Genomic DNA, 20262 nt, shown 5'->3' with positions numbered 1-20262 from the left:
ATCTCTTTAATTAATATTTATATTCAACATTGTTTTTAAAATATTGGTTTGTTCATCAACATTTTGAAGTTCTTCCAGAAAATCTACTGATGAAATTTTGTCATGATATTCCTTTAGTACTTCTAAAACATTTTCGGGCAGCGTTGTTTTTACGACACTGAGTTCTCTCTTCAATTCTGCATTTTTGTTTTTCAGATCTATTATAATTTCTTCTTTTGCAGATCCGTTTTTTGAAATATCAATATCCTTAGTATTTTCTTCATTCAAAAAATAAAATGATTTTTCATTGGCTACAAAAACAAATTTATCATTAGAATCCCTAAATTCATAAACCTCAATTATTTCATTATTACAAACCAGTCCGCACAAAAACTTAATTTTAAAATTCAGAATATTCAAACGTCCTAAAAGTTTTTTTTCAAATTTGGCATATGGATTTTCATATACACTTTTATTCAATTGTGAAAGCTTTTCGTACTGATCAATTGTAATCTCCCTGTAATATTCGGCCTGAATACTCTGAGAAAAAATCATTATATCATTCCAATTAAAAAAAACATCTTTTTCTGAAACAAATAACTCATAGAGTTCTTCTATCTTTTTGGACATATTTTGAGCATGCAGCTGCATTTGTTTGGCAAACTTACTCTCTCCTATTTCCTGTTTTAATTTTGATAAAATATCTTCATTAATATAGATTTCATCACTGATTAAAACATATTGCTGTTCTTTTGATTTTTTTATTTTTTGAAACAAATCAATAAGACTGCTTGTAAACTGAATGTGAAACAGTTCTAATTTATTAATATCTAATATCCGGTTTTTTTCAAAAAGAGTATGAATAATTTTTGTCCTTACCAAAATCCCGACAAGATCCTTGTGGTTAAAGAAATTGGATAACAATTCTAAAACCACAAGTTTTCTGTTACTGTCTTTTATTATTTGAAGATATCTTTCTTCTTCTTCCTCCTGCATTTATCTAATTTCCAATATTCGATTTTTGTAATTCCCTAGCTTACAACGCCTTTTTTTAATTCTTGCTCAAGACTTTGTAAACCTGCGTCCAGCTGTCTTCTGGTTTCTGTACCCTGATCGTGTATTTGTTTTACTTCTGTCAAAGTATCGATCAATGATTTGGTTGTCATTTTCAGCGTTTCAAGTGAAACAATTGTGTTTTCGTTTTCTCTGGCAACTTCAATACTGTTTTGTTTCAGCATTTCAGCATTTTTCTGCAAAATTGTATTTGTTGTTTCAGAAACTCTACGCTGAACTTCAATATTCTGTTTTTGTCTTTGCAATGCTACCGCTAGTGTCAATTGGTTTTTCCAAACCGGCATTGTTGTAGTCAAAATAGACTGTGCTTTTTCTGCTATAGAAGTATTATTGTTCTGAACTACTCTAATTTGCGCCAAAGACTGCAACATGATAAAACGAACAATTTTCATATCGGCAAGACGTTTGTCCAGTCTGTTAATGAAAGTTCTTTTATCCGAAATCTGATAATCCTGATATTGCGCACTATTGCCTTCCATTACAGCAAGTTCTTCATTTAATTCCTTAAATCGAATTTGCCCTGCAATAATGTGCTTTTCCATTTCTTTGATCAGATTCACATTACCATCAAACATCGTCTGAAGTGCACTGTTATCTTTCACAGAGTTGATCATTCCGGCTTTTACCTTATTACTGATTTTTTCAATATTTACAGTAATTCGATCGTATTCCTGGAATAATTTTTTTACATCGGTAATTAACTTATTCAATAAAGGAATTTTAGAGATAAATCTCTTAAATGGCCCCTGATCTAATTGATCAACATCTACATAATTCAATTCAGTAAGCAGATCATTGATAAGAGTTCCTACTTCGCCGGAATTATAAGTTCTGACATTTGTTAAGAAAGTATCACTCTGCTTTGCAATAGAGTTTTGAATTTCGGCACCATAATTCAGAATTGAATTGGCATCATTCTCATTTAACTGATTAGAAATAGACTTGTAATTATTTACATCAGCTTCTGTAATCGAAGCTAAGTTTACATTTCCATCCTTATCAATTAAAGCAGAATTCTCCTGAGTAACTAATTGATTTTCTGACATGACTATAAGTGATTCTGTTGAATTGTTACGATTGTCTGCTCTAGTTTCTTATCGTTTGTTGGTACACCAACTGCACTAAATTTCCATTCATCATTTCTCTTGTAAAAAACACCTAAAACCATAGAAACGTTTCCGGCAAAAGTAGCATCGTTTGCAACATCAAAACGTGCAAATTCCTGACTAACCTTGGTTGGTGTCCCTTCGTAAATGCGAATAGAAGCAAATGGAATATCTTTAAAATCCTGACCTCTAAAACTATTTATAAAAAACGCTACGTGATTAGCTGCCGGACTTAATTGAGAAAAATCTAAGGTTATAACTTCGTTATCTAATCCGTCATCTCCATTTAAATCTCCTGTTAAATCATCTCCACTATGTTTAATTGCGCGGTCGTTTGAAATCAGTTTTCTAAAATTTACTGAATCAATATGATTTTTTTTATCATCATAAACTGCACAGCTTGCATCTAAATCTACTGCTTCTTTTTTTGTCCCAAAGAATCCCTTTTTTTCAATTGCTCCCCAATTTACTCCAACACAAATGTTTTGTAATTTTGTACCGTTACTTTTTTCAAGATTTATACGTTGTCCTTTTTCTAAATTAATTGCCATATCTTAGTTATATTTATTTAAGTAATCCTCTAATCCGCCTTTCATTCCAACTCCAATGGCTTCAAATTTCCATTGTCCGTCTTTATTGTATATTCTTCCAAATTCAACTGCTGTTTCTATCGAAAAATCTTCTTCTAGTTCATATTTAACCAATTCTGTATTATTACTGTCATCCACAATTCTAATGAATGAATTTCGAACCTGACCAAAATTTTGTTTTCTGCTTACAGCATCATGAATGGTTACAACAATGCAGATTTCCTTTACTGTCGGATTGATTTTTGTTAAATCAATTTTAATCTGTTCATCATCTCCCTCTCCTTCTCCTGTCAGGTTATCACCCGTATGTATTACAGCTTCATCCGGTGATTTTAAATTATTGTAAAAAACAAAATGTGAATCAGATAAAATTTTTCCGTTATCACCCAGAATAAAAACAGAGGCATCAAGATCAAAACCTGAACCTGTACTGCTGTTATTCGTGTCCCATCCTAAACCAATAGTAAATTTTGGTGCATTTATATTTTCCCTTTGTCCTTTTTGCAAATTGATAGCCATAGTCTAATCTATTTTTATTACGTTAATATTCTTTTTATATTCTAAAATTTGATGGTAATTATTACTTATCGCAAGATGAAATAATTCGTTGCTTTTCTTTCTTGAAATATTAGAGATCAGATAAGCAAACTGTTTATCATCCATGCTTAAAATAAATTTTACGATTCGGGTGTTGTATTGAAAATCTTCACTATTTACTATTGAAACAATATCTTCTACACTTTTAACAGCAAAATAATTGTAATGATTTTCTATTTTGGGATGAATGTCTTTGTTTATTAATTCTGCAAAATACACAAACACAAAATCTCCCTTTACCTCATATTGGTCCAGGATTTTATTTACGGTATGTTCATGACTTCCTGTTATTTTGATATCATCAACAAATATGCAAAGTTTGCCTTCAATAAAATTACGATCTATATAATACGTATCATTAGAAATTAATTTAATACGCTGTTCAAAATCCAAATTTCCATAATCTGTTACATAAGTTTGGTTTCTGTAAATTTTAGATTCAATGCAGGCTTTTTTACCATTTTTAAACAAGAAGCTATTAAGCTCTTTTTTAAAATAGTAGCATAAAAAATTGGATGCCGTAGGAATAGACAAATAAGGGCTGGGTAAGATTACAATATCTTTTTCAGATAAGATTACGTCTTTAAATTGTGCCACAAATCCGTCAAAGAGTTCTTCTGCAAATTTCTCTGCAAAGAACTTATCTCCAAATTTAAACCTGCTGTATTCTGCTTCCGTAAATGGGCAGCTTTCTTTTTCTGTTATTTTGTATAAACTGTAACTTTTATTCACTGTTATATTTTTAAGAGATGAGCGTTAAAACCAAATTTCAATGCTCCGTTATAATCGGCAACACTATTATCGCCAATATGTAAAACATCTTTTTTCTCTATTTTTTTATATTTATTAATTTCATCAAACACCAATTGATAGATCTCTATATTCGGCTTAGAGAACCCAACTTCATCCGAGTAAATCTGAAACTTAAAATAATCAAGCAGATCGTAATATTTTAATAATTTTCGTAATGTAAAACCCTTAATAAAACCCGTATTACTCAAAACACTGATCGATTTTCCTTCACTGGTAACTTTATCAAACATTTTTTGAATATCCGTAAAAATTAAAACCGGTTTATTTTCTAAAAACAATTCTTCTGTGAGATTATAAAACTGAGATAGCTTCTCGGTTCCATAATTACTGAGATTTACATTTAGAGCTCCTAAAATTAAATAATATATTTCGAATGTTTCTATATTTAATCCCGTGTTTTCATTTATATTATTACACAGAACATCATAATATCGTACAACTTCAGTGACTTTTTCAATTGGTTGTTCGATTTCAAAAAAATCCTGAAACAATAAATTCCTTTTTTGCTTAAATTCAGGATTCGATTTTATTAATGTAAGCCACAGATCAAAAGAAAGGTGACTGTAATTTTCATAATTTATTTTCAATGGTATGTATTTTTAGTCGGCAAGTATGCTGTTGAGTAAAATCAATCCTGTTTTTTTTTAAACTCAAAAAATATTTTACTTAAATCAGTTCCTGCAATATCTTAAATTTTATATTTTTTATCTATAAATCAAATTCAGCAAATCTCTTTACAAAATGATTTTTCCAATAGTCATTTTTGACAACCAGATGTCAATTGTTTGATCTTTTGAAAATTTACTACTAGCACTATTGTTGAAATCTTAAAACTTACAATAATACGAAAAAGCGTACTAAGTATAAATGAGGAATTCTGGAAAACAGAAATATTTATCAACAAAGAAGGAAGCCAGGACGGCAAATGTGTTTTCCTGACATCTGCTTTCGCTTTTTAATTATAACTTTGCCTTATAATTAACATTTAGTAAAACAAAAGCAATATGTTTACAGGAATTATAGAAACCTTAGGAAGGATTCACGAAATACAAAAAGACCAAAATAATCTTCATATAACAGTTGATTCTTCTATTACAAACGAATTAAAAATTGACCAAAGTGTATCTCATAACGGAATTTGCCTCACAGTTGTCGCTGTAAAAGATTCTTTTTATACTGTAACAGCGATCGAGGAAACGATTTTAAAAACAAATATTGGGGACTGGAAAACCGGTGACGTAGTTAATCTTGAGCGAGGAATGAAACTTGGCGACAGACTTGACGGACATATTGTACAAGGTCATGTAGACCAAACCGGTACTTGTATTAAAATCGAAGAAGCCAACGGTAGTTGGAATTATACTTTTGAATATGAGAAGAACCTGAACAACATAACCATTGAAAAAGGCTCAATAACCGTAAATGGAGTTAGCTTAACGGTAGTAAACTCTAAAACAAACGAATTTAGTGTTTCAATAATACCTTATACTTTTGAAAATACAAATTTTAAAAATTTCGAAATAGGAACGAAGATAAATTTAGAATTTGATGTAGTTGGAAAATACATTTCGAGACTCTATTCAATAAATAAATAGTAATAAAACGATTTAAAAAAACAAAAGCTTCAGTTTAAACTGAAGCTTTTGTTTTTAATTTATGTTTATATATTGCAAATGCACCTAAGGAAAGTCCAAAAAACATTAATAACATCAAATTATCATCTATATCTGTTTCAGGAAAAGGATCGGTCGCAGTTGTACTAGCCGCCTTAGCAGTAGATGGATTTGGTGGTTCTGGCGCAGCAAATACAGTTATTACACTAAACAACATCAGAAACACAATTACAATTTTACTTATCATTTTCATATGAAACAAATACTTTAGATCTTAGTATAAACTTAAAAATGTTCTTTGTAATTAATGAAAGCATGGTTCTTCCACTAAATCTGCAACAAATGTATTGCTTTTTATTCAAAAAAAATAGCGTCTAAAAAAAAAGCTTCATAAAAAATTATGAAGCTTTTTTTAAGTGGTCCCACCTGTATCTCAATTATATAACTAATAAAGAGTTACATATGGAATTTTAGAGCTTTCATTACACAAGAAATCAAAAATACATTACTATGGACTCTTATCCATGTATGTGGGTTTGAGCATCACTTAAAATTATTTATTTTTTATAACATAATCTATATATTCTTGCATCCAATCTTGTTCATTTATATCTGGTCTGTAAGCCATGTGCATACAAATTAAAGAATAAAATGAAATTACTTTATATTTATTTTTAACCTCAATACTCTTATTTAAGTTTTTATGCCACAAGTCAAGAAAATAAAAATCTTGAGGATTAGTGAAAATTCGAGTTGTCCAAAATCTACTTACGAATGGATAAAGTATAAACAACAATGTACCTTCTGAAAATCCTTTAATTGCTTTTTCCAAATAAGGCATTAATGCCAAATGTATTTTAAGAGCTTCTCTTGATGGCGCTTTCAAGGAACAAATTAGGTAGCATATTATTTGTAAAGGCTTCTTATTTTCATTTTCAATTCCATTTACCCAATCAATTATTTTTCTACTGCTAATGTAATCCCTTGGAAAATTATCTAAAATGTAATATATGTTTGTTATCACATCTTTATCTTGATATAGAAAATCATTCCTAAACAAATGCTCTTTTATATTTTTTACACATTGCTCTTCAGTATTCTTATTCTCAATAATTAAAGTTAGTTCTTTTAATAAAATTGGAATTAAATTGTACGTGAGATAATAATAATCTTTATCCTTATTGGAAGGAAGTCTCTCCAACATATTTAAAAACATCTGCTTCTGTTGGCTGTTATGCAACTCATCAGCCATTCCAATATTAACAGTGTCTTCATAATCAGTTATTTCTTTTTCAATTTCCGCAGATTCCTGATACTTATTTTGCAAAATTTTATAAACAACAAAACTTCTTAAACTGTTTTTGAAATTGTATAAGAAAATTTCTTTATCCATTTCAAAAGCTTTATTGGCCCATTTCACTGCATTATCTTTATCATTATAGAATTCAAAACATTGTATTAATAAAAAAACATTCAAATACTTCCTTTCATCATAATACCATTCTTTAAGCAGTACCGGATTATAATTATTATTTAAAATCCCTCGATAAGGCACTACATAGGAATCTCCACTTTGTGATTTTTCTGGCGGTCTATTAAAACTTAAAATTTGGAATATATAATTTAAGGCATTACCAATTTGTACTACAACAATGTTATAATCATTAATATCAGCAAAATCATCTATTTCTTTATATGCTATTAGCAATAATTCATAACACTCTGCAAGATTATAAATAGCCTTTTTAGAATCACCTAATAACCAAAAAGATATTGCATATTCTCCCCATAACTTAGCAATAGAAAGTCTTGAGACTTTTATTTCATTTTGTGCAAATTCAAGAGCTTTCTTTGTGTATTCGTGCGCGACAACTTTATCTTTATCTCCAAATATTTTCGCAATAGTTAAATAGGTATCAAGTTTAGTTATTACAGAAATATTTATTGCTTCAATATCTAAAAGAATTAATAAAGCTTCGTCTTTTTTACCATTATAAAATTGCTGTCTTCCTAGCTCGTCCTTTATTAAAAATATAGCTTCTTGCGATACATATTTGCTTTTAACCTTTTCATAATACAATTCCGCATCAGATAATTTATTTAACTTCTCAGCAATTATAAATATGTTAGTTTTTACAGAATATGCCCCTAATATTTGTAAATTATTTTCTATTGCTTTCGCTTCAACAAATTCAATAGATTGCATTTTTTCTTCCCAACTATTTTCTTTTTCTAATATATTATCAAATAATCTTCGTGAAAAAAGATGCATCCTACTATGGTCGAAGAAAGATTCTTCTTTACCAATTTTATTAAAACAGTCAAACCATGCTTCTATTTCATCATCATAAATTATCTTATCAAAAATCACCCACAAGTTGTTATATAAATTCTCTTCAGATTCTTCAAAATCTTTAAAGTCAATTTCATTTAAAGATTCCAAATACAAAAGTGCTTTTTTTACATCATCCAGAATATAACTCTTAAATAATATTAATGTAGAAGTATTAATAATTTCAATCTGTAAATCTGAGTTACTTTTAATTATATTTTCTAAATCCTCTCTTATTAAAACTTTATTTTCCAAACTAAATTTAGGATGCTTTTTTAATTGCAAATCGTTAAAAATGTGTAATTGTAGCAATCTTATAGCTAATTTTGTTAAAGACTTCATTTGTTCAGGAAGACTTGTACTAACCCAAAAGCTTCCAAAAATAGTATCAGTGAAAATTTCAGGATATTTAAAATATGTTTGTAATGCCATGATCATTATCATTCCAGCATCATCATAAGATTCTCCTGCTAAAAAATAATTCATTGCTCTTTGGGAATCATATTGCGAAAGATTTTTTTTAGATAAGACATGTTGTGCTAATCTATTATTTATCTCTTTTTTTGTCTCTTGTAATACGTTATTAGTTCCTAAATTTTTAATCAATGGTGATATAAAATACGTTTCATCAGCGTTTTTTTGCAACCATGTCCCCGACAAACTATTTATTTTTTCATAGGGCGAATTTATCGCAGGATTCACATTACTTATAATTTCAATCGTATCATTTGATATCGTACCTAAAACAATATTTAATCTATATAAAATTTCTCTTGCAGATTCGTTTTGTGTAGTATGCAGTAATTTTTGATATGTTTCTTCATTTAACTCAGTAAATGCCTTCCCAGAAAAAAAATCTGTAAATTCATCTAATGGAATAGTCCACTCACTATTTTCTAAGTATTGACAAATTATTTGTACAAAAACAGGATAGCCTTCTGAAATGCTTTTAATTATTGTTGAATATTTTAAAGATTTTGACTCTTCAGTATAAGTCGAGATTATATCTTCTATCTCTTGTTTATTAAGCAGTGGAATAGACAACTCAATAAAATTATCTTTAATTGGATTTATAATTTTATTATTAATCTTAAAATTTGATGTAGATAATATTTTTATATTACTTACCAAACAATAATTCAATAATTCAATAAAAAGTTTGTTTATATTATCATCAAATCCTAATTGTGGTAAATCATCAAAAATTATTAATTTACTATTTTCATTTTCAAAATATTTAGTCAATATTTCTTTAAAAACTAATACTATAATATTCTTAAATTCGTTATCTGATAAATCTTTAAAGTTATAACTTAAGCAATTATTATTATTTAGGTTTTCACTTAACAATAAAGACAACTGTGATTTTCCTGTATCATAACCCCCATATATGTTTAGCCAGGTCTTTTCTCCCCATTCTGCTTTAATTTTTTCTATGGTTACTGCTCTCCTACTTATGTTTTTAGAGAGTGTAGCCAACGAGCCACTATATGAATGTGGATTGTTGATTACAATGTTATTATAGGGATTGTTTTTTAATATAGAAGATATATCTACTATATCTTTATCAGAAGTAGTTTGTAAAATAAAAACATTAGAATTAGTTAAGTTTTTAACTTCAATATTTTCATTTTTAGTATTTTGTTTAAAAAGATTTCTAAAAAAATCAATAACCATTTATCTTTTTTTAATTCTTATTTCTGAACTATCAGTAATATTAGAAATATTATACTCTCCTTTATCTTCTTTATCAATATCAAAATTCACTTTTGATTTAGAAACATCTTTTACAAAAAATTTATTTTGTATAGATTCGCCAAAAACCAATACAATTAAAGATAACGATTGTCCACAAACAACAGTAATTGGCTCATAATCAAAATTAGATTTCTTAATCCAAAAGATTGCCAAAACTAAAATCAGAAGATTTATTATTATTGATATATTCTTAATTTTATTACTCATTTGATTAGTTATAATTACATTAAATTTTTAGATTCGATAACTCATAATTTTTAAATCTCAAACAATAAAACACAAAATAAATTATTTAACCATCAGTTAGTTTTTAAAAGAGATTCCTGTGTAAACTTAATTAAAAAAGTCCTCTTTTGAAAAAGGACTTTCCGTAATGACTAATAAACTTGTTAACAATATATTGCTTAGTGGAGAGCCAAATAATTATTTTTTATCTATAAACTTTGTAAACTCAAAAGAATTATTACTACAATCTACAACATTATTTTTCACTTTCGATTTAGCGTTTAACCATTTTTCAGTTACATCCTTTTGAGATGTCATTATCTCTGTTTCTGTATTATTAATTTGATCTATTAATTTCATGTAATATTGACTTAACAATATCATTTTAAATTTTATTTTGAAAAACATATATTGTATATAAAAGTCAATGGTGGTAAGGCTTTCCGAAGAAGTTTGAGCATATGTTTGAGCTCTAATAAAAAAGCCTTAACAATCTCTAGGATTATCAAGGCTTTACAAACTTTCTATGTGGTCCCACCTGGGCTCGAACCAGGGACCACCTGATTATGAGTCAGGTGCTCTAACCAGCTGAGCTATAGGACCGGTTTGAGGATGCAATATTACTACTATTTTTTATTTGCTCCAAATATTTTAGACTATCATTTGCACTTAATTTCAATATTAACGATTCTTATTTAAAATTAAATTGATTATCAACCAATTATTCAATCTTAAAAATCATTTGATTTCCTGACAAAGCTCTACTAAAACGCCGTTTGTGCTTTTAGGGTGCAGAAAAACTACTATTTTATTGTCTGCTCCAGGCTTTGGATTCTCATTTATCAAAACAAAACCTTCACTTTTTAACCTTACAATTTCTGATTCTATATCTTCAACATCAAAAGCAATGTGATGAATTCCCTCTCCTTTTTTTTCTAAAAACTTTGCAATTGGACTTTCGGGGTCTGTTGCCATTAAGAGTTCAATTTTATTTGTTCCGGTTTGAAAAAAAGAAGTCACTACATTTTCTGACTCCACAATTTCTGTTTTATAAGACGGAACACCCAATAATTTCTCAAACAAAATATTGGCTTCATCTATATTTTTTACTGCAATTCCTATATGTTCAATTTTATTCACCATAATATAAAATTCATGAGTAAAAAAACTTTTTAATTATTGATTGACATAAGTATTAAAATAACTGCATTCAGCGATTACATCCTCATAATATTTCGTATCAGAATAGTCTTTTTTTAATGTCTTAAATCCTTCCCAGGCAATAAAATTCACTTTATCATCCTGTCTGTCCCACCAGCTAACATTTTTATATTTGGTATTGTAGTATTCATTTCGTTCGCATTTTGCCATCATATAAATACATTTTGCTTTCTGCTCTTTAGTTGTTGCTGCATCAAATGCTTTTTTATAATACATTTTAGAAACATCACAAGAATAAGCCCCTGTATTTTCACTTGAAATACTAATTTCATAGAAGCTTCTTCCGTTTCCAAAATAAGTAATATTATAAAATGCGTTTCCTAACAACAAACTATTGGTGTAAACATCTTCCTTTTGAGTTATTTTATGCTGCATCGCTTTTATGGTAGTCAAAAATTCGATTTGGGTATATTTCTTTTTTTGATACGCCGCATGATCACAATCATGACAGTCTTTTATATTTCCATTAAACGGATTTCCTGAAAAAGTAAAATATTGAACAGAATCTGCCTGTTGCATAAAAACAATAGCTTCAGGAATTTTATTCTTATAAGTGGCCTGAACTGCCTGAAAGTTATTAATATCTTTTAATTTTAAAGGATAAATTCCGGCAGCAATTTTCTCCATTTCGGTTTTATTGGATTTACTCAGGAATGCTTTCATGTCTAACAAATCTTTTTCATTGTTATAAAAAGTGCTTCCCGAACTCCAATATCCATAATTAGAAGAACCAAAAAGTTCAGCCATTACAGGATTTGCTTTTGCGCTGTACAGAACTGCTAAATAATTTTTGCTCCATTGTACTGCATTTTCATAACGAAATTCCTGTCCTCTATATTTTTTTGGAAGTTCATTATAAAGCCAATTCAAATCAGCCAGAATTGTTTTTTCATTTTTATCTGTAAGTTTATCAATTTTACTCATATTATTTACAAATCTTAACAATCTTAACTGATAACCTGCCAGTTCAGTTTTTGGAAGTGTTTTTTCGGCTTTATCAAAATTCTTGTCTACATTTGCAAAATCTCCTTTTAATGTTTGCAGATACCCTAATGCAATATCCCACAAATAAGGTCTTTCTGTATTTCCTGCAGCGGAAATTTTAGCAATTAAATCAAATGCATTTTTATCCAGTTTTGCATAATTTTCAGTTCTATTTTCTTCGATTGACTGTTCTTTCATCGGAAGATTTTCTCCGGCATTCTGTTTAAAGGAATTATTTATACCTTCTTCCTGTTTATTAACCAATCGCGTTACGAGATAATTTAAGTGTTCACTTTTCGGATCCAGTTCGTAAATCTTTTCAATAGCCTGTTTTTCATCTTTATGATAACCGTGAATGGCCCAAAGAGCAGCTTTCTCTTTATTATTTTTGGCCATTGCCAATGATTTGTTCCAATCGGATTCACTTTTTGGATTAAAACAATATGCCGTCACCACTCTCATTTCTGGGCATTTATCAAAAACCTTTGCATACAAATAATTAGAAACTGCATATTTTTTTTGTTTATAATTGATACCTGCCACATAAGCAAGTGCACGATAATACAAGGTATTTTTAACAACATTAGCTTCAGTTTTATTAAAAAACAAAATCGCTTTTTGTTTGTCCGTACTATAAAAACGCGCCTTCATTGTCAGAAACCAGTATCGGTTTTTCAGAAAGGGATCTGAGGTCGTATTGTAAACATTCTCGATCGACTGAATCATTTTTGCATCATCAAATGTTTTCGCGACAACCGGCTCATAACTCCAATAACTATCGCCTAAAGAAACAGTTTCTATTTTTTGAGCTAAATATAGAAATTCAATAAAACTCTTTATTTTATTATCTTTCAAACTAATTTTTTTACCCCATTTCAGCGAAGCTTTATTCTCTTTTTTTGTTTTATAAAAAACATGAAGCTGCTCAATCTCAACTTTATTTTCTGGCCGTTTATCTCGTTTTTCATACGATCTCTCGTCATCCAGACCAATCATGAAATATTTTACTGTTGGAGCATCTGCTTTTCCTTTTAAAAACGTTTCCCAATCTGATTTTATGTTGTCATTAAAACGAGAATTGTGTTCACTATCAAACCTAATTCCGTAGAAAATATCACCTGATAAAAAAAGCGGCGAATACGATTTATCTGCAAATGTTTCCGGGGTAAAATTTGAATTATAACCAAAATAATCCCAGTCATAACCATCTGCGCAAGCGTAAATAATACTGTAAGCAAAAAGTAAAATGCCGCTAGAAACAAGAAATAACTTGTTCAAAAATATTCTTTTCATAGTTTTTTAAATTGTATTCGTCTAAATCGTAAAAAATAATTTCGTTTGGTTTTTGAGGGCTATTGTCATTCAGATCTTCCGCCATTTCGATTAAATCCTCTGATGAAATGGCTTCTATTTTCAGCACATCATTTTCTTCATAAAATATGCCGTTTTTATAATTAGAATGTATAACCTTAAAAAAAACAGAGCTTATTTGTTTGAAATTTCCATCTTTTTTAAGTTCTGAAATATTTAATTTTGACCGTAATCCAACTACTCTATGATTTTTGATATGAACAGCCCAGGAATATATTGGCAAAGCAAAATCAAGATGTAGAGGATATTTTTTTAAACTTTTAAGATAACGTTCAGCAATTTTCCTGTCATAAACAGAATTTAAAGAATCCGAAGCCACGATTCCCATATTATAATACATCAGAATTCCTGAATCTACATTGGGAATCTTTGTTTTTTTGAAATACTTTATCTGATGAAGCCTTATTGTTGCTGAAAGTTTCTTTCCTGAAAACTTCTTGAATATATCAATAAACTTCAAATAATTTTCCTTACTTGTAAGTGTCCAATCGCAGTCAATTTGAATTTCCTTACTGTAAATTTTATTTTTAGAATTGATTTCGTTTATCAATCGAACAGTTTTCTTGGCTAAATCTTCAATATCAATGTTCGGTTTTAGCATTACCTTATTTTTGATGTAAATTACCGGAACAACATCAAAATTATTCATTGTTTCCTGAAAACGAATTGGAGTTACAGGAATTGGATTTGTATCGTTTGGATTTAAATCAATATCAAAATAACGAATATAAATTTTACGGACATTATTTCCCCGGAGAATTTCTTTTTCTGTTTCAGATAATTTAAAAATGGTTTTCCAATAGTAAAAAGAAACAGTCGGTTTAGTATTTTCATTACACGAAATAAACAAAAGGGAAAGCAATACTAAAAAGAAAATCTTTTTCAAAACCTGTAAATTAAATTGAAGCCAAATGTAAGAAATTATATGCCGTTTGTAATTTTGCACATATAACTTTTTATTAAATTTAAAAACAACATTACGCAAACTTCTAAAACCTAATAAAACGATAAAAAATTTCGATTAAAGCAAATATAATTGTTATTTTGTGGAATTAAATCACAAATCGTTATGTTGAAAAACAACTTAAAATATTTTACTTTTTTATTGGTATTTTTAATGATAAGTTGCGCAAAGCGCGGCAGCATAACCGGAGGTTTAAAAGATACACTTGCTCCTATTTTAAAATCAAGTTCTCCTAAAAATTTCAGTACTGACTTTAAGGCCGATGAAATCATTCTGACATTTGATGAATATGTAAAACTTAAAAATGCCAATAAACAGTTGATTATTTCTCCACCAATGAAAAATCCGCCTGTTATTACACCTACAAATGCAAGTAAATTTATCAATATAAAAATTTTAGATACTTTAAAGCTTAACACAACTTACAGTCTGAATTTCGGGCAAAGTATTGCAGATAATAACGAAGGAAATCCGTATAATCAATTCAAATATGTATTTTCAACAGGAACTTATATTGATTCTCTTGCCGTAAACGGAAAAATCAAAGATTCATACGACAAAACTGTCGATAATTTTGTAACTGTTATGCTTTATGAGGTTAATGATAAGTTTAAAGATTCTGTTATTTATAAAGAAAATCCACGTTATATAACCAATACTTTAGACAGCTTAACCACTTTTAGACTAGAAAATCTAAAAGCAGGAAAATATCTTTTAGTAGCCTTAAAAGACAAAGGGAACAACAATAAATTTAACCCAAAGGATGATAAAATTGGTTTTTTTAAACAGCCTATAACTATACCTAATGATACGGTTTTTGAATTGGAATTATTTAAGGAAAGGCTTCCGTTAAAGGCTTTCAAACCAATTCAGGCATCCGGAAACCGATTATTGCTTCCGTATGAAGGAAAACAAAACTTTAAAGATTCGAAACCTAAAATTGTACTTAAAAACGGTAATGAAGTTCTTGAAACTATCATAACGCAATTTCCAAAAAAGGATTCGCTGCAAGTTTGGTACAAACCAATAAAAGCAGATTCATTATCACTTGAAATCAGTAAAGATAACTATGAGAAAAAGTTTAATTTTAAAATCAAAAACCAGAAAAAAGACTCTCTGAATATTACTGCTTTACAAAATGGTGTGATACATTTTAGAGACAAATTTACTCTTGAAACTGCAACTCCTCTTATCAAATTTGATAAGTCCAAAATACAATTAGTTAATAAAGATTCAACTGCAGTTCCTTATACAACAGAATATGATGAGTTTGAACAAAAACTATATTTCGATTTTAAAAAAGAACCCGCACAAAAATATAATTTCACGTTTTTACCAGGTGCTTTAACCGATCTTAATGAAAAATCTAATGATACTTTATCCTATAAGCTGAACACACGTGAAATAGAAGAGTACGGAAATCTTACGCTGAATTTACAAAATGTAAAACGTTTCCCGATTATTGTTGAACTAACCAATAAAAAAGGGGATATTGTGTTAGCCAGTGATTATTCTGAATCCAAGACTAAATTTGATTTTCTGCTTTTAGAACCAAGTGTATATTCAGTCCGAATAATTTATGATGATAACAACAACAAAAGATATGACCCTGGTAATTATTTGGAGAAAAGATATGCTGAGGAAGTTTTTTATTATCAGGAAGAAATTGATCTGCATGCCAATTGGGACAAAATTGAATCCATGGATTTAAGTATACCTTACAGTCCTGAGCTAGAAAAAAAGAAGGAAGAGGACAAGCAAAAGGCAGAAAAAAAGAGAAAGAAAACTGCTTTTTAGTCTTGAATTTCAAACCTGTCTTTATCCCTAAGGAAATCCATTTTTTTTCGGGTTTCATGCATATTGTTTGTATCTAATTTAACTATAAAAACACCTTCGTTTTCCTGAGGTTCTAAAATATAATTTCCCAAATAATCAACAACTTGCGAATGACCATTATATTGATGATTATTCGCATCAACACCTATTCTGTTGACTCCAATTGTGTAAGTAAGATTTTCTACTGCACGGGCTTTCATCAGAATGTCCCACGCATTTATCCTTACCTTAGGCCAGTTGGCGACATACAGGAGTAAATCATAGTTTTCTACATTTCTGACAAATACAGGAAAACGCAAATCATAACACACCTGCAGGCAAATTTTCCAGCCTTTATACTCAATAATCTGCTTTTTCGCCCCAGCAGTATAAATCTTATCTTCTCCTGCCAGTGTAAACAAATGTCTTTTATCATAATATTGGATTTCTCCAGTCGGAAAAACAAACAATAACCGATTATAGAATTTATCTTCCTCAGAAATAATCAGACTTCCTGCAATCGCACAATTTTGGCTTTTCGCTAAAGTCTGCATCCACAAAACAGTTTCTCCCTGCATAGTTTCAGCTATTTTAGAGGCATTCATACTAAATCCAGTCGAAAACATTTCCGGAAGCACAATCAAATCAACAGAAGCTTTTATTTCGGTTATTTTAGCCTCAAGATTAATTCTGTTATCACTTGGACTTTCCCAAACAAGACTGGATTGAATAAGTGCAATTTTCATAATACTTAATTTTATATAAAGATAAAAAAACGCATCCAAATTAATGAATACGTCCTCTTTACAGTTAAAATCATTTAGCTTCTATAGCTTTATTAATTTTCTTAAAATCATCATCTTTTAAATTATAACTCATCGCATCATAAATATAATATGCAGGATCACCAGACTTTGCATTTACAATTTGTAAGTATTTATTTCCATTCATACTAACATATCTTAAATAATAAATATCTTCATTATCTAAAATTTTTTTCTCCAAATCTTCATCTTTTATAAACTGAAACTTATATTTATAATCTTCTAAAAGTTTCTTAATCTCTTTTTCATCTCTAAGCGTTTCACTAAATCTCCATGCATCATATTTCATCATATAAACTTCAGGAATATAAAGTATACTTTCCTTTAAGTTTTTTATTTTCGCATTAACAAAATCTTCATAAAGCCCACAATGTTCACCTTTAGTAATAATTTGATTAATTTGTTGAAAATAATTTTTAAGCATTCCTAAGTTCACATTTGTAAAACTTACTTTAGCATACATTTCTCCATATAATTTTCCCATTTTTTCTTCGGGGAATTTTAATTTCATAAGATCCAAAGACCCTAAAGCATTCCTTAAGAATTCATTAGTAGGACAAAGTGGAATTCTTGCTACATATGATAAACTTTCATTAATAACATCTCTTAATTTCTTATCATAATTTTTGTCATCGGTTTTGAGCTTTCGAAACTCTTTTTCAAACTTCTCTTTACTTAAAACTTTTATCCCTAAATTAGTATGAAGGTACATCGTTCCACTTGAAGTTCTTAAAAGGTCACCAAAAATTTCAGCAAACGAGTAACTCCCGTTAACAAAATCTAAATGCTTAAAATCTTTAAAATCTACCACTTTAAAAGAGGTAACCGTCCAAACCTCTTTTAAAATTTTTTCATATTCTTCTTTTTTGTACGTTTCAGGTAAAACAAAAACTGTTGTTGTTGTTTTAAAATTTTCTAATTGCCCTTTTTTAAATTCTTCATTAGCCCCTCGTTCTGATGGAGTAACCGCTACCTGAGTATAATTTTCAACACTTAGAACAAACATTATTACCAATAAAATACTTTTCATTTAAATGATTTCGTTTACAATTATTTAAATGAATGTAAAAATAGTACAAAAAAACGCATCCAAATTAATGAATGCGCTTTTAAAAACAGTTATTTTTTCTACATAAACCTTGGTCTGTTTTTGACTTTGGATTAGTAATAATGATAATTAATCGTTGTTGTATTAGAAGGAGTTGAACTGCCTGTATAATAATACTTTTCTACAGCTTTTATAATGTTTTTATTCTTATCATAAGTGTTTTCAAATTGAACTGTTGCCGTGAGTTTATCTGTATCAGAATTATATATGTTTATCTTTTTTAAATTATTGACAGATACCTGACTTCCATAACAGTATCGAAATGCGTCTGGTTTTACTCCTGATAAATAATTATTCCCTTCGTCATATTCTATTTTATAATACTCATCAAAGAAACCTAACCCTGGTGCTTCATAACGAATTAAATTTCCATTAGAGTATTCAAAAAGTTCCTCATTATCAACATTTGTAACTTCATCACATGATGTGTTCTCTCCTCCCGTAATTTGGATATAATGTTTTATAGAAGTCAGACTAGAACCTGAATAGCTCTGACTAATTCTATCAGCTGAATTTGTTACATAACCCAACTCTTTTTCTGTTCGGTCAATACAAATATTAGTAATCAGTCCGTTGGTATATTCCAGCGAATTCAATTGCTCAATTACATCAGAAGGACTCGATATATAGTATTGTTTTAAATTCCAACTAATCATTTTATTCCCCGAGTCATAATTAAATGTTGTCTGGTAAAATTTCGCCTGATCTTTTACAGTAACTTTAGAAATGTTTCCTGTACTATTGTATTCATAATCTGTTGTTTTTATTACGACACCGTTTTAAATTTCTTCTATTTTTTTTATTTTGTGAGAAGATGAATTTGAGGAATCATCTGATGATGAATCACTTGAACAAGCAATTAAAAAAGAAGTTAGCAACAATAATAGTAATTTGTTTTTCATATATTTTTATTGATTTTACAGATGCTTTTTTATTAAATACTAAAGCATTTTTTTCAAATATAAACAAAATATTAAGATTATTTATACTACAAAAAAACGCCCCGATTTCTCGCGGCGTTTTTATATTATTAATAGCCTGAAAGGCAAATTCAATTATCCTTTTAAACTTGCTGCTAAATACTCACGGTTCATACGCGCGATATTTTCAAGAGAAATTCCTTTAGGACATTCTACTTCACAAGCTCCGGTGTTGGTACAGTTACCAAAACCTTCTAAATCCATTTGGTGAACCATGTTTAGTACACGTTCAGTAGCCTCAACTTTACCTTGTGGCAACAAAGCATATTGAGATACTTTTGCACCCACGAACAACATTGCTGATGAGTTTTTACAAGTTGCAACACAAGCTCCACAACCAATACACGCTGCAGCATCAAATGATTTATCTGCATCGTCTTTGTTAATTGGAATTGTATTAGCATCGATTGTATTTCCTGAAGTATTTACCGAGATAAATCCTCCTGCATGCTGAATTCTGTCGAAAGAGCTTCTGTCAACAACTAAATCTTTAATTACAGGGAACGCTTTTGCTCTGAATGGTTCGATAAAAATCGTATCACCATCTTTAAACATACGCATGTGTAACTGACAAGTCGTTACTCCTCTGTCTGGCCCGTGTGCTTCTCCATTGATGAATAAAGAACACATTCCGCAGATTCCTTCACGACAATCGTGATCAAATGCAACTGGCTCTTCTCCTTTATTGATTAATTGTTCGTTAAGAACGTCAAGCATTTCAAGGAAAGACATATCCGGTTCGATTCCGTCGATTGGGTAATCAACAATTCCCCCTTTATCTTGGGCGTTTTTCTGACGCCATATTTTTAATGTAAGTTTCATACTGTTTTAGTTTGAAGGTCATAAAGCCGAAAGTCGAAAGTCACTTGACAATTGCCATTAGACTTTAAGACTTTTGTCTTTTGACT

The 20262-nt window shown here is 29.4% G+C and carries 19 protein-coding genes and 1 tRNA gene; 2 read left to right on the top strand and 18 right to left on the bottom strand.

The annotated features are described in order from the left end of the window. Positions 1-6: 6 nt before the first annotated feature. The 6 genes from FLACHUCJ7_RS08265 to FLACHUCJ7_RS08240 are packed head-to-tail and all read right to left on the bottom strand — an operon-like array spanning position 7 to position 4746. Positions 7-975 carry a hypothetical protein gene (locus tag FLACHUCJ7_RS08265; protein WP_031455160.1) on the bottom strand — a complete coding sequence of 323 codons (969 nt, stop codon included), beginning with the start codon at positions 973-975 and terminating at the stop codon, positions 7-9. 35 nt (positions 976-1010) lie between these two features. Continuing rightward, positions 1011-2099, bottom strand: coding sequence for a toxic anion resistance protein (locus tag FLACHUCJ7_RS08260; protein ID WP_031455159.1), 1089 nt, complete (start codon positions 2097-2099; stop codon positions 1011-1013). Between the two features lie 2 nt (positions 2100-2101). Continuing rightward, on the bottom strand, positions 2102-2710 hold the full coding sequence (locus FLACHUCJ7_RS08255) for a TerD family protein (RefSeq protein ID WP_031455158.1): 609 nt from the start codon (positions 2708-2710) through the stop codon (positions 2102-2104). A 3-nt stretch (positions 2711-2713) separates the two neighbouring features. Continuing rightward, positions 2714-3268: a TerD family protein gene (locus FLACHUCJ7_RS08250; protein ID WP_031455157.1), complete on the bottom strand. Its 555-nt coding sequence runs from the start codon at positions 3266-3268 to the stop codon at positions 2714-2716. 3 nt (positions 3269-3271) lie between these two features. After that, positions 3272-4078: a phosphoribosyltransferase family protein gene (locus tag FLACHUCJ7_RS08245; RefSeq protein ID WP_180908572.1), complete on the bottom strand. Its 807-nt coding sequence runs from the start codon at positions 4076-4078 to the stop codon at positions 3272-3274. A gap of 2 nt (positions 4079-4080) precedes the next feature. Next, the gene (locus tag FLACHUCJ7_RS08240; RefSeq protein WP_180908571.1) at positions 4081-4746 is read right to left on the bottom strand and encodes an HAD family hydrolase; all 666 of its coding nucleotides are present in this window, start codon (positions 4744-4746) and stop codon (positions 4081-4083) included. 417 nt (positions 4747-5163) lie between these two features. Between FLACHUCJ7_RS08240 and FLACHUCJ7_RS08235 the strand changes: the two genes are divergently transcribed. Continuing rightward, complete coding sequence (locus FLACHUCJ7_RS08235; RefSeq protein WP_180908570.1) at positions 5164-5754, top strand: riboflavin synthase; 591 nt, start codon at positions 5164-5166, stop codon at positions 5752-5754. 34 nt (positions 5755-5788) lie between these two features. Here FLACHUCJ7_RS08235 and FLACHUCJ7_RS08230 read toward each other — a convergent pair whose 3' ends face one another. The 8 genes from FLACHUCJ7_RS08230 to FLACHUCJ7_RS08195 all read right to left on the bottom strand — a co-directional run bounded on the left by FLACHUCJ7_RS08230 (position 5789) and on the right by FLACHUCJ7_RS08195 (position 14549). Further along, positions 5789-6019 (bottom strand): hypothetical protein, encoded by a 231-nt coding sequence (locus tag FLACHUCJ7_RS08230; RefSeq protein ID WP_145953338.1) that lies wholly within the window; start codon positions 6017-6019, stop codon positions 5789-5791. 306 nt (positions 6020-6325) lie between these two features. Further along, the gene (locus FLACHUCJ7_RS08225; RefSeq protein ID WP_180908569.1) at positions 6326-9781 is read right to left on the bottom strand and encodes a hypothetical protein; all 3456 of its coding nucleotides are present in this window, start codon (positions 9779-9781) and stop codon (positions 6326-6328) included. Then, positions 9782-10069 carry a hypothetical protein gene (locus tag FLACHUCJ7_RS08220; protein ID WP_180908568.1) on the bottom strand — a complete coding sequence of 96 codons (288 nt, stop codon included), beginning with the start codon at positions 10067-10069 and terminating at the stop codon, positions 9782-9784. 216 nt (positions 10070-10285) lie between these two features. Continuing rightward, on the bottom strand, positions 10286-10447 hold the full coding sequence (locus tag FLACHUCJ7_RS08215; protein ID WP_180908567.1) for a hypothetical protein: 162 nt from the start codon (positions 10445-10447) through the stop codon (positions 10286-10288). Between the two features lie 169 nt (positions 10448-10616). Then, positions 10617-10690 (bottom strand) — tRNA-Ile (locus FLACHUCJ7_RS08210). Positions 10691-10825: 135 nt separating this feature from the next. After that, the gene (mce, locus tag FLACHUCJ7_RS08205; protein WP_078229138.1) at positions 10826-11230 is read right to left on the bottom strand and encodes a methylmalonyl-CoA epimerase; all 405 of its coding nucleotides are present in this window, start codon (positions 11228-11230) and stop codon (positions 10826-10828) included. Between the two features lie 33 nt (positions 11231-11263). Then, positions 11264-13585: a hypothetical protein gene (locus FLACHUCJ7_RS08200; RefSeq protein ID WP_180908566.1), complete on the bottom strand. Its 2322-nt coding sequence runs from the start codon at positions 13583-13585 to the stop codon at positions 11264-11266. After that, on the bottom strand, positions 13545-14549 hold the full coding sequence (locus FLACHUCJ7_RS08195; RefSeq protein ID WP_180908565.1) for a hypothetical protein: 1005 nt from the start codon (positions 14547-14549) through the stop codon (positions 13545-13547). The genes FLACHUCJ7_RS08200 and FLACHUCJ7_RS08195 overlap by 41 nt, the downstream gene beginning before the upstream one ends. Before the next feature lie 183 nt (positions 14550-14732). Here FLACHUCJ7_RS08195 and FLACHUCJ7_RS08190 point away from each other — a divergent pair, with 183 nt between their 5' ends. Further along, on the top strand, positions 14733-16424 hold the full coding sequence (locus tag FLACHUCJ7_RS08190; RefSeq protein ID WP_180908564.1) for an Ig-like domain-containing protein: 1692 nt from the start codon (positions 14733-14735) through the stop codon (positions 16422-16424). Here the strand turns inward: FLACHUCJ7_RS08190 and FLACHUCJ7_RS08185 are convergent. The 4 genes from FLACHUCJ7_RS08185 to FLACHUCJ7_RS08170 all read right to left on the bottom strand — a co-directional run bounded on the left by FLACHUCJ7_RS08185 (position 16421) and on the right by FLACHUCJ7_RS08170 (position 20176). Further along, on the bottom strand, positions 16421-17188 hold the full coding sequence (locus tag FLACHUCJ7_RS08185) for an amidohydrolase (RefSeq protein ID WP_180908563.1): 768 nt from the start codon (positions 17186-17188) through the stop codon (positions 16421-16423). The two genes, FLACHUCJ7_RS08190 and FLACHUCJ7_RS08185, sit on opposite strands and share 4 nt — an antisense overlap. Before the next feature lie 70 nt (positions 17189-17258). Further along, the gene (locus FLACHUCJ7_RS08180) at positions 17259-18296 is read right to left on the bottom strand and encodes a hypothetical protein (RefSeq protein ID WP_180908562.1); all 1038 of its coding nucleotides are present in this window, start codon (positions 18294-18296) and stop codon (positions 17259-17261) included. Between the two features lie 131 nt (positions 18297-18427). Continuing rightward, complete coding sequence (locus FLACHUCJ7_RS08175) at positions 18428-19030, bottom strand: hypothetical protein (RefSeq protein WP_078229133.1); 603 nt, start codon at positions 19028-19030, stop codon at positions 18428-18430. A gap of 399 nt (positions 19031-19429) precedes the next feature. Beyond that, positions 19430-20176, bottom strand: coding sequence for a succinate dehydrogenase/fumarate reductase iron-sulfur subunit (locus FLACHUCJ7_RS08170; protein WP_031455145.1), 747 nt, complete (start codon positions 20174-20176; stop codon positions 19430-19432). Positions 20177-20262 lie beyond the last annotated feature (86 nt).

It is taken from the genome of Flavobacterium salmonis (assembly GCF_903819435.1).
GTDB lineage: Bacteria > Bacteroidota > Bacteroidia > Flavobacteriales > Flavobacteriaceae > Flavobacterium > Flavobacterium chungangense.
The sequence above is the reverse complement of the archived record's forward strand: the minus strand, read 5'-3'. Positions and strand labels throughout refer to the sequence as shown.

Bases quoted from the DNA above. Each gene is read 5' to 3' on its own strand.
- mce (WP_078229138.1), bottom strand. From the start codon at position 11,230: ATGGTGAATAAAATTGAACATATAGGAATTGCAGTAAAAAATATAGAT.
- FLACHUCJ7_RS08190 (WP_180908564.1), top strand. From the start codon at position 14,733: ATGTTGAAAAACAACTTAAAATATTTTACTTTTTTATTGGTATTTTTA.
- FLACHUCJ7_RS08200 (WP_180908566.1), bottom strand. From the start codon at position 13,585: ATGAAAAGAATATTTTTGAACAAGTTATTTCTTGTTTCTAGCGGCATT.
- FLACHUCJ7_RS08230 (WP_145953338.1), bottom strand. From the start codon at position 6,019: ATGATAAGTAAAATTGTAATTGTGTTTCTGATGTTGTTTAGTGTAATA.
- FLACHUCJ7_RS08225 (WP_180908569.1), bottom strand. From the start codon at position 9,781: ATGGTTATTGATTTTTTTAGAAATCTTTTTAAACAAAATACTAAAAAT.
- FLACHUCJ7_RS08235 (WP_180908570.1), top strand. From the start codon at position 5,164: ATGTTTACAGGAATTATAGAAACCTTAGGAAGGATTCACGAAATACAA.
- FLACHUCJ7_RS08185 (WP_180908563.1), bottom strand. From the start codon at position 17,188: ATGAAAATTGCACTTATTCAATCCAGTCTTGTTTGGGAAAGTCCAAGT.
- FLACHUCJ7_RS08250 (WP_031455157.1), bottom strand. From the start codon at position 3,268: ATGGCTATCAATTTGCAAAAAGGACAAAGGGAAAATATAAATGCACCA.
- FLACHUCJ7_RS08265 (WP_031455160.1), bottom strand. From the start codon at position 975: ATGCAGGAGGAAGAAGAAGAAAGATATCTTCAAATAATAAAAGACAGT.
- FLACHUCJ7_RS08220 (WP_180908568.1), bottom strand. From the start codon at position 10,069: ATGAGTAATAAAATTAAGAATATATCAATAATAATAAATCTTCTGATT.
- FLACHUCJ7_RS08180 (WP_180908562.1), bottom strand. From the start codon at position 18,296: ATGAAAAGTATTTTATTGGTAATAATGTTTGTTCTAAGTGTTGAAAAT.
- FLACHUCJ7_RS08215 (WP_180908567.1), bottom strand. From the start codon at position 10,447: ATGAAATTAATAGATCAAATTAATAATACAGAAACAGAGATAATGACA.
- FLACHUCJ7_RS08175 (WP_078229133.1), bottom strand. From the start codon at position 19,030: ATGATTAGTTGGAATTTAAAACAATACTATATATCGAGTCCTTCTGAT.
- FLACHUCJ7_RS08170 (WP_031455145.1), bottom strand. From the start codon at position 20,176: ATGAAACTTACATTAAAAATATGGCGTCAGAAAAACGCCCAAGATAAA.
- FLACHUCJ7_RS08255 (WP_031455158.1), bottom strand. From the start codon at position 2,710: ATGGCAATTAATTTAGAAAAAGGACAACGTATAAATCTTGAAAAAAGT.
- FLACHUCJ7_RS08260 (WP_031455159.1), bottom strand. From the start codon at position 2,099: ATGTCAGAAAATCAATTAGTTACTCAGGAGAATTCTGCTTTAATTGAT.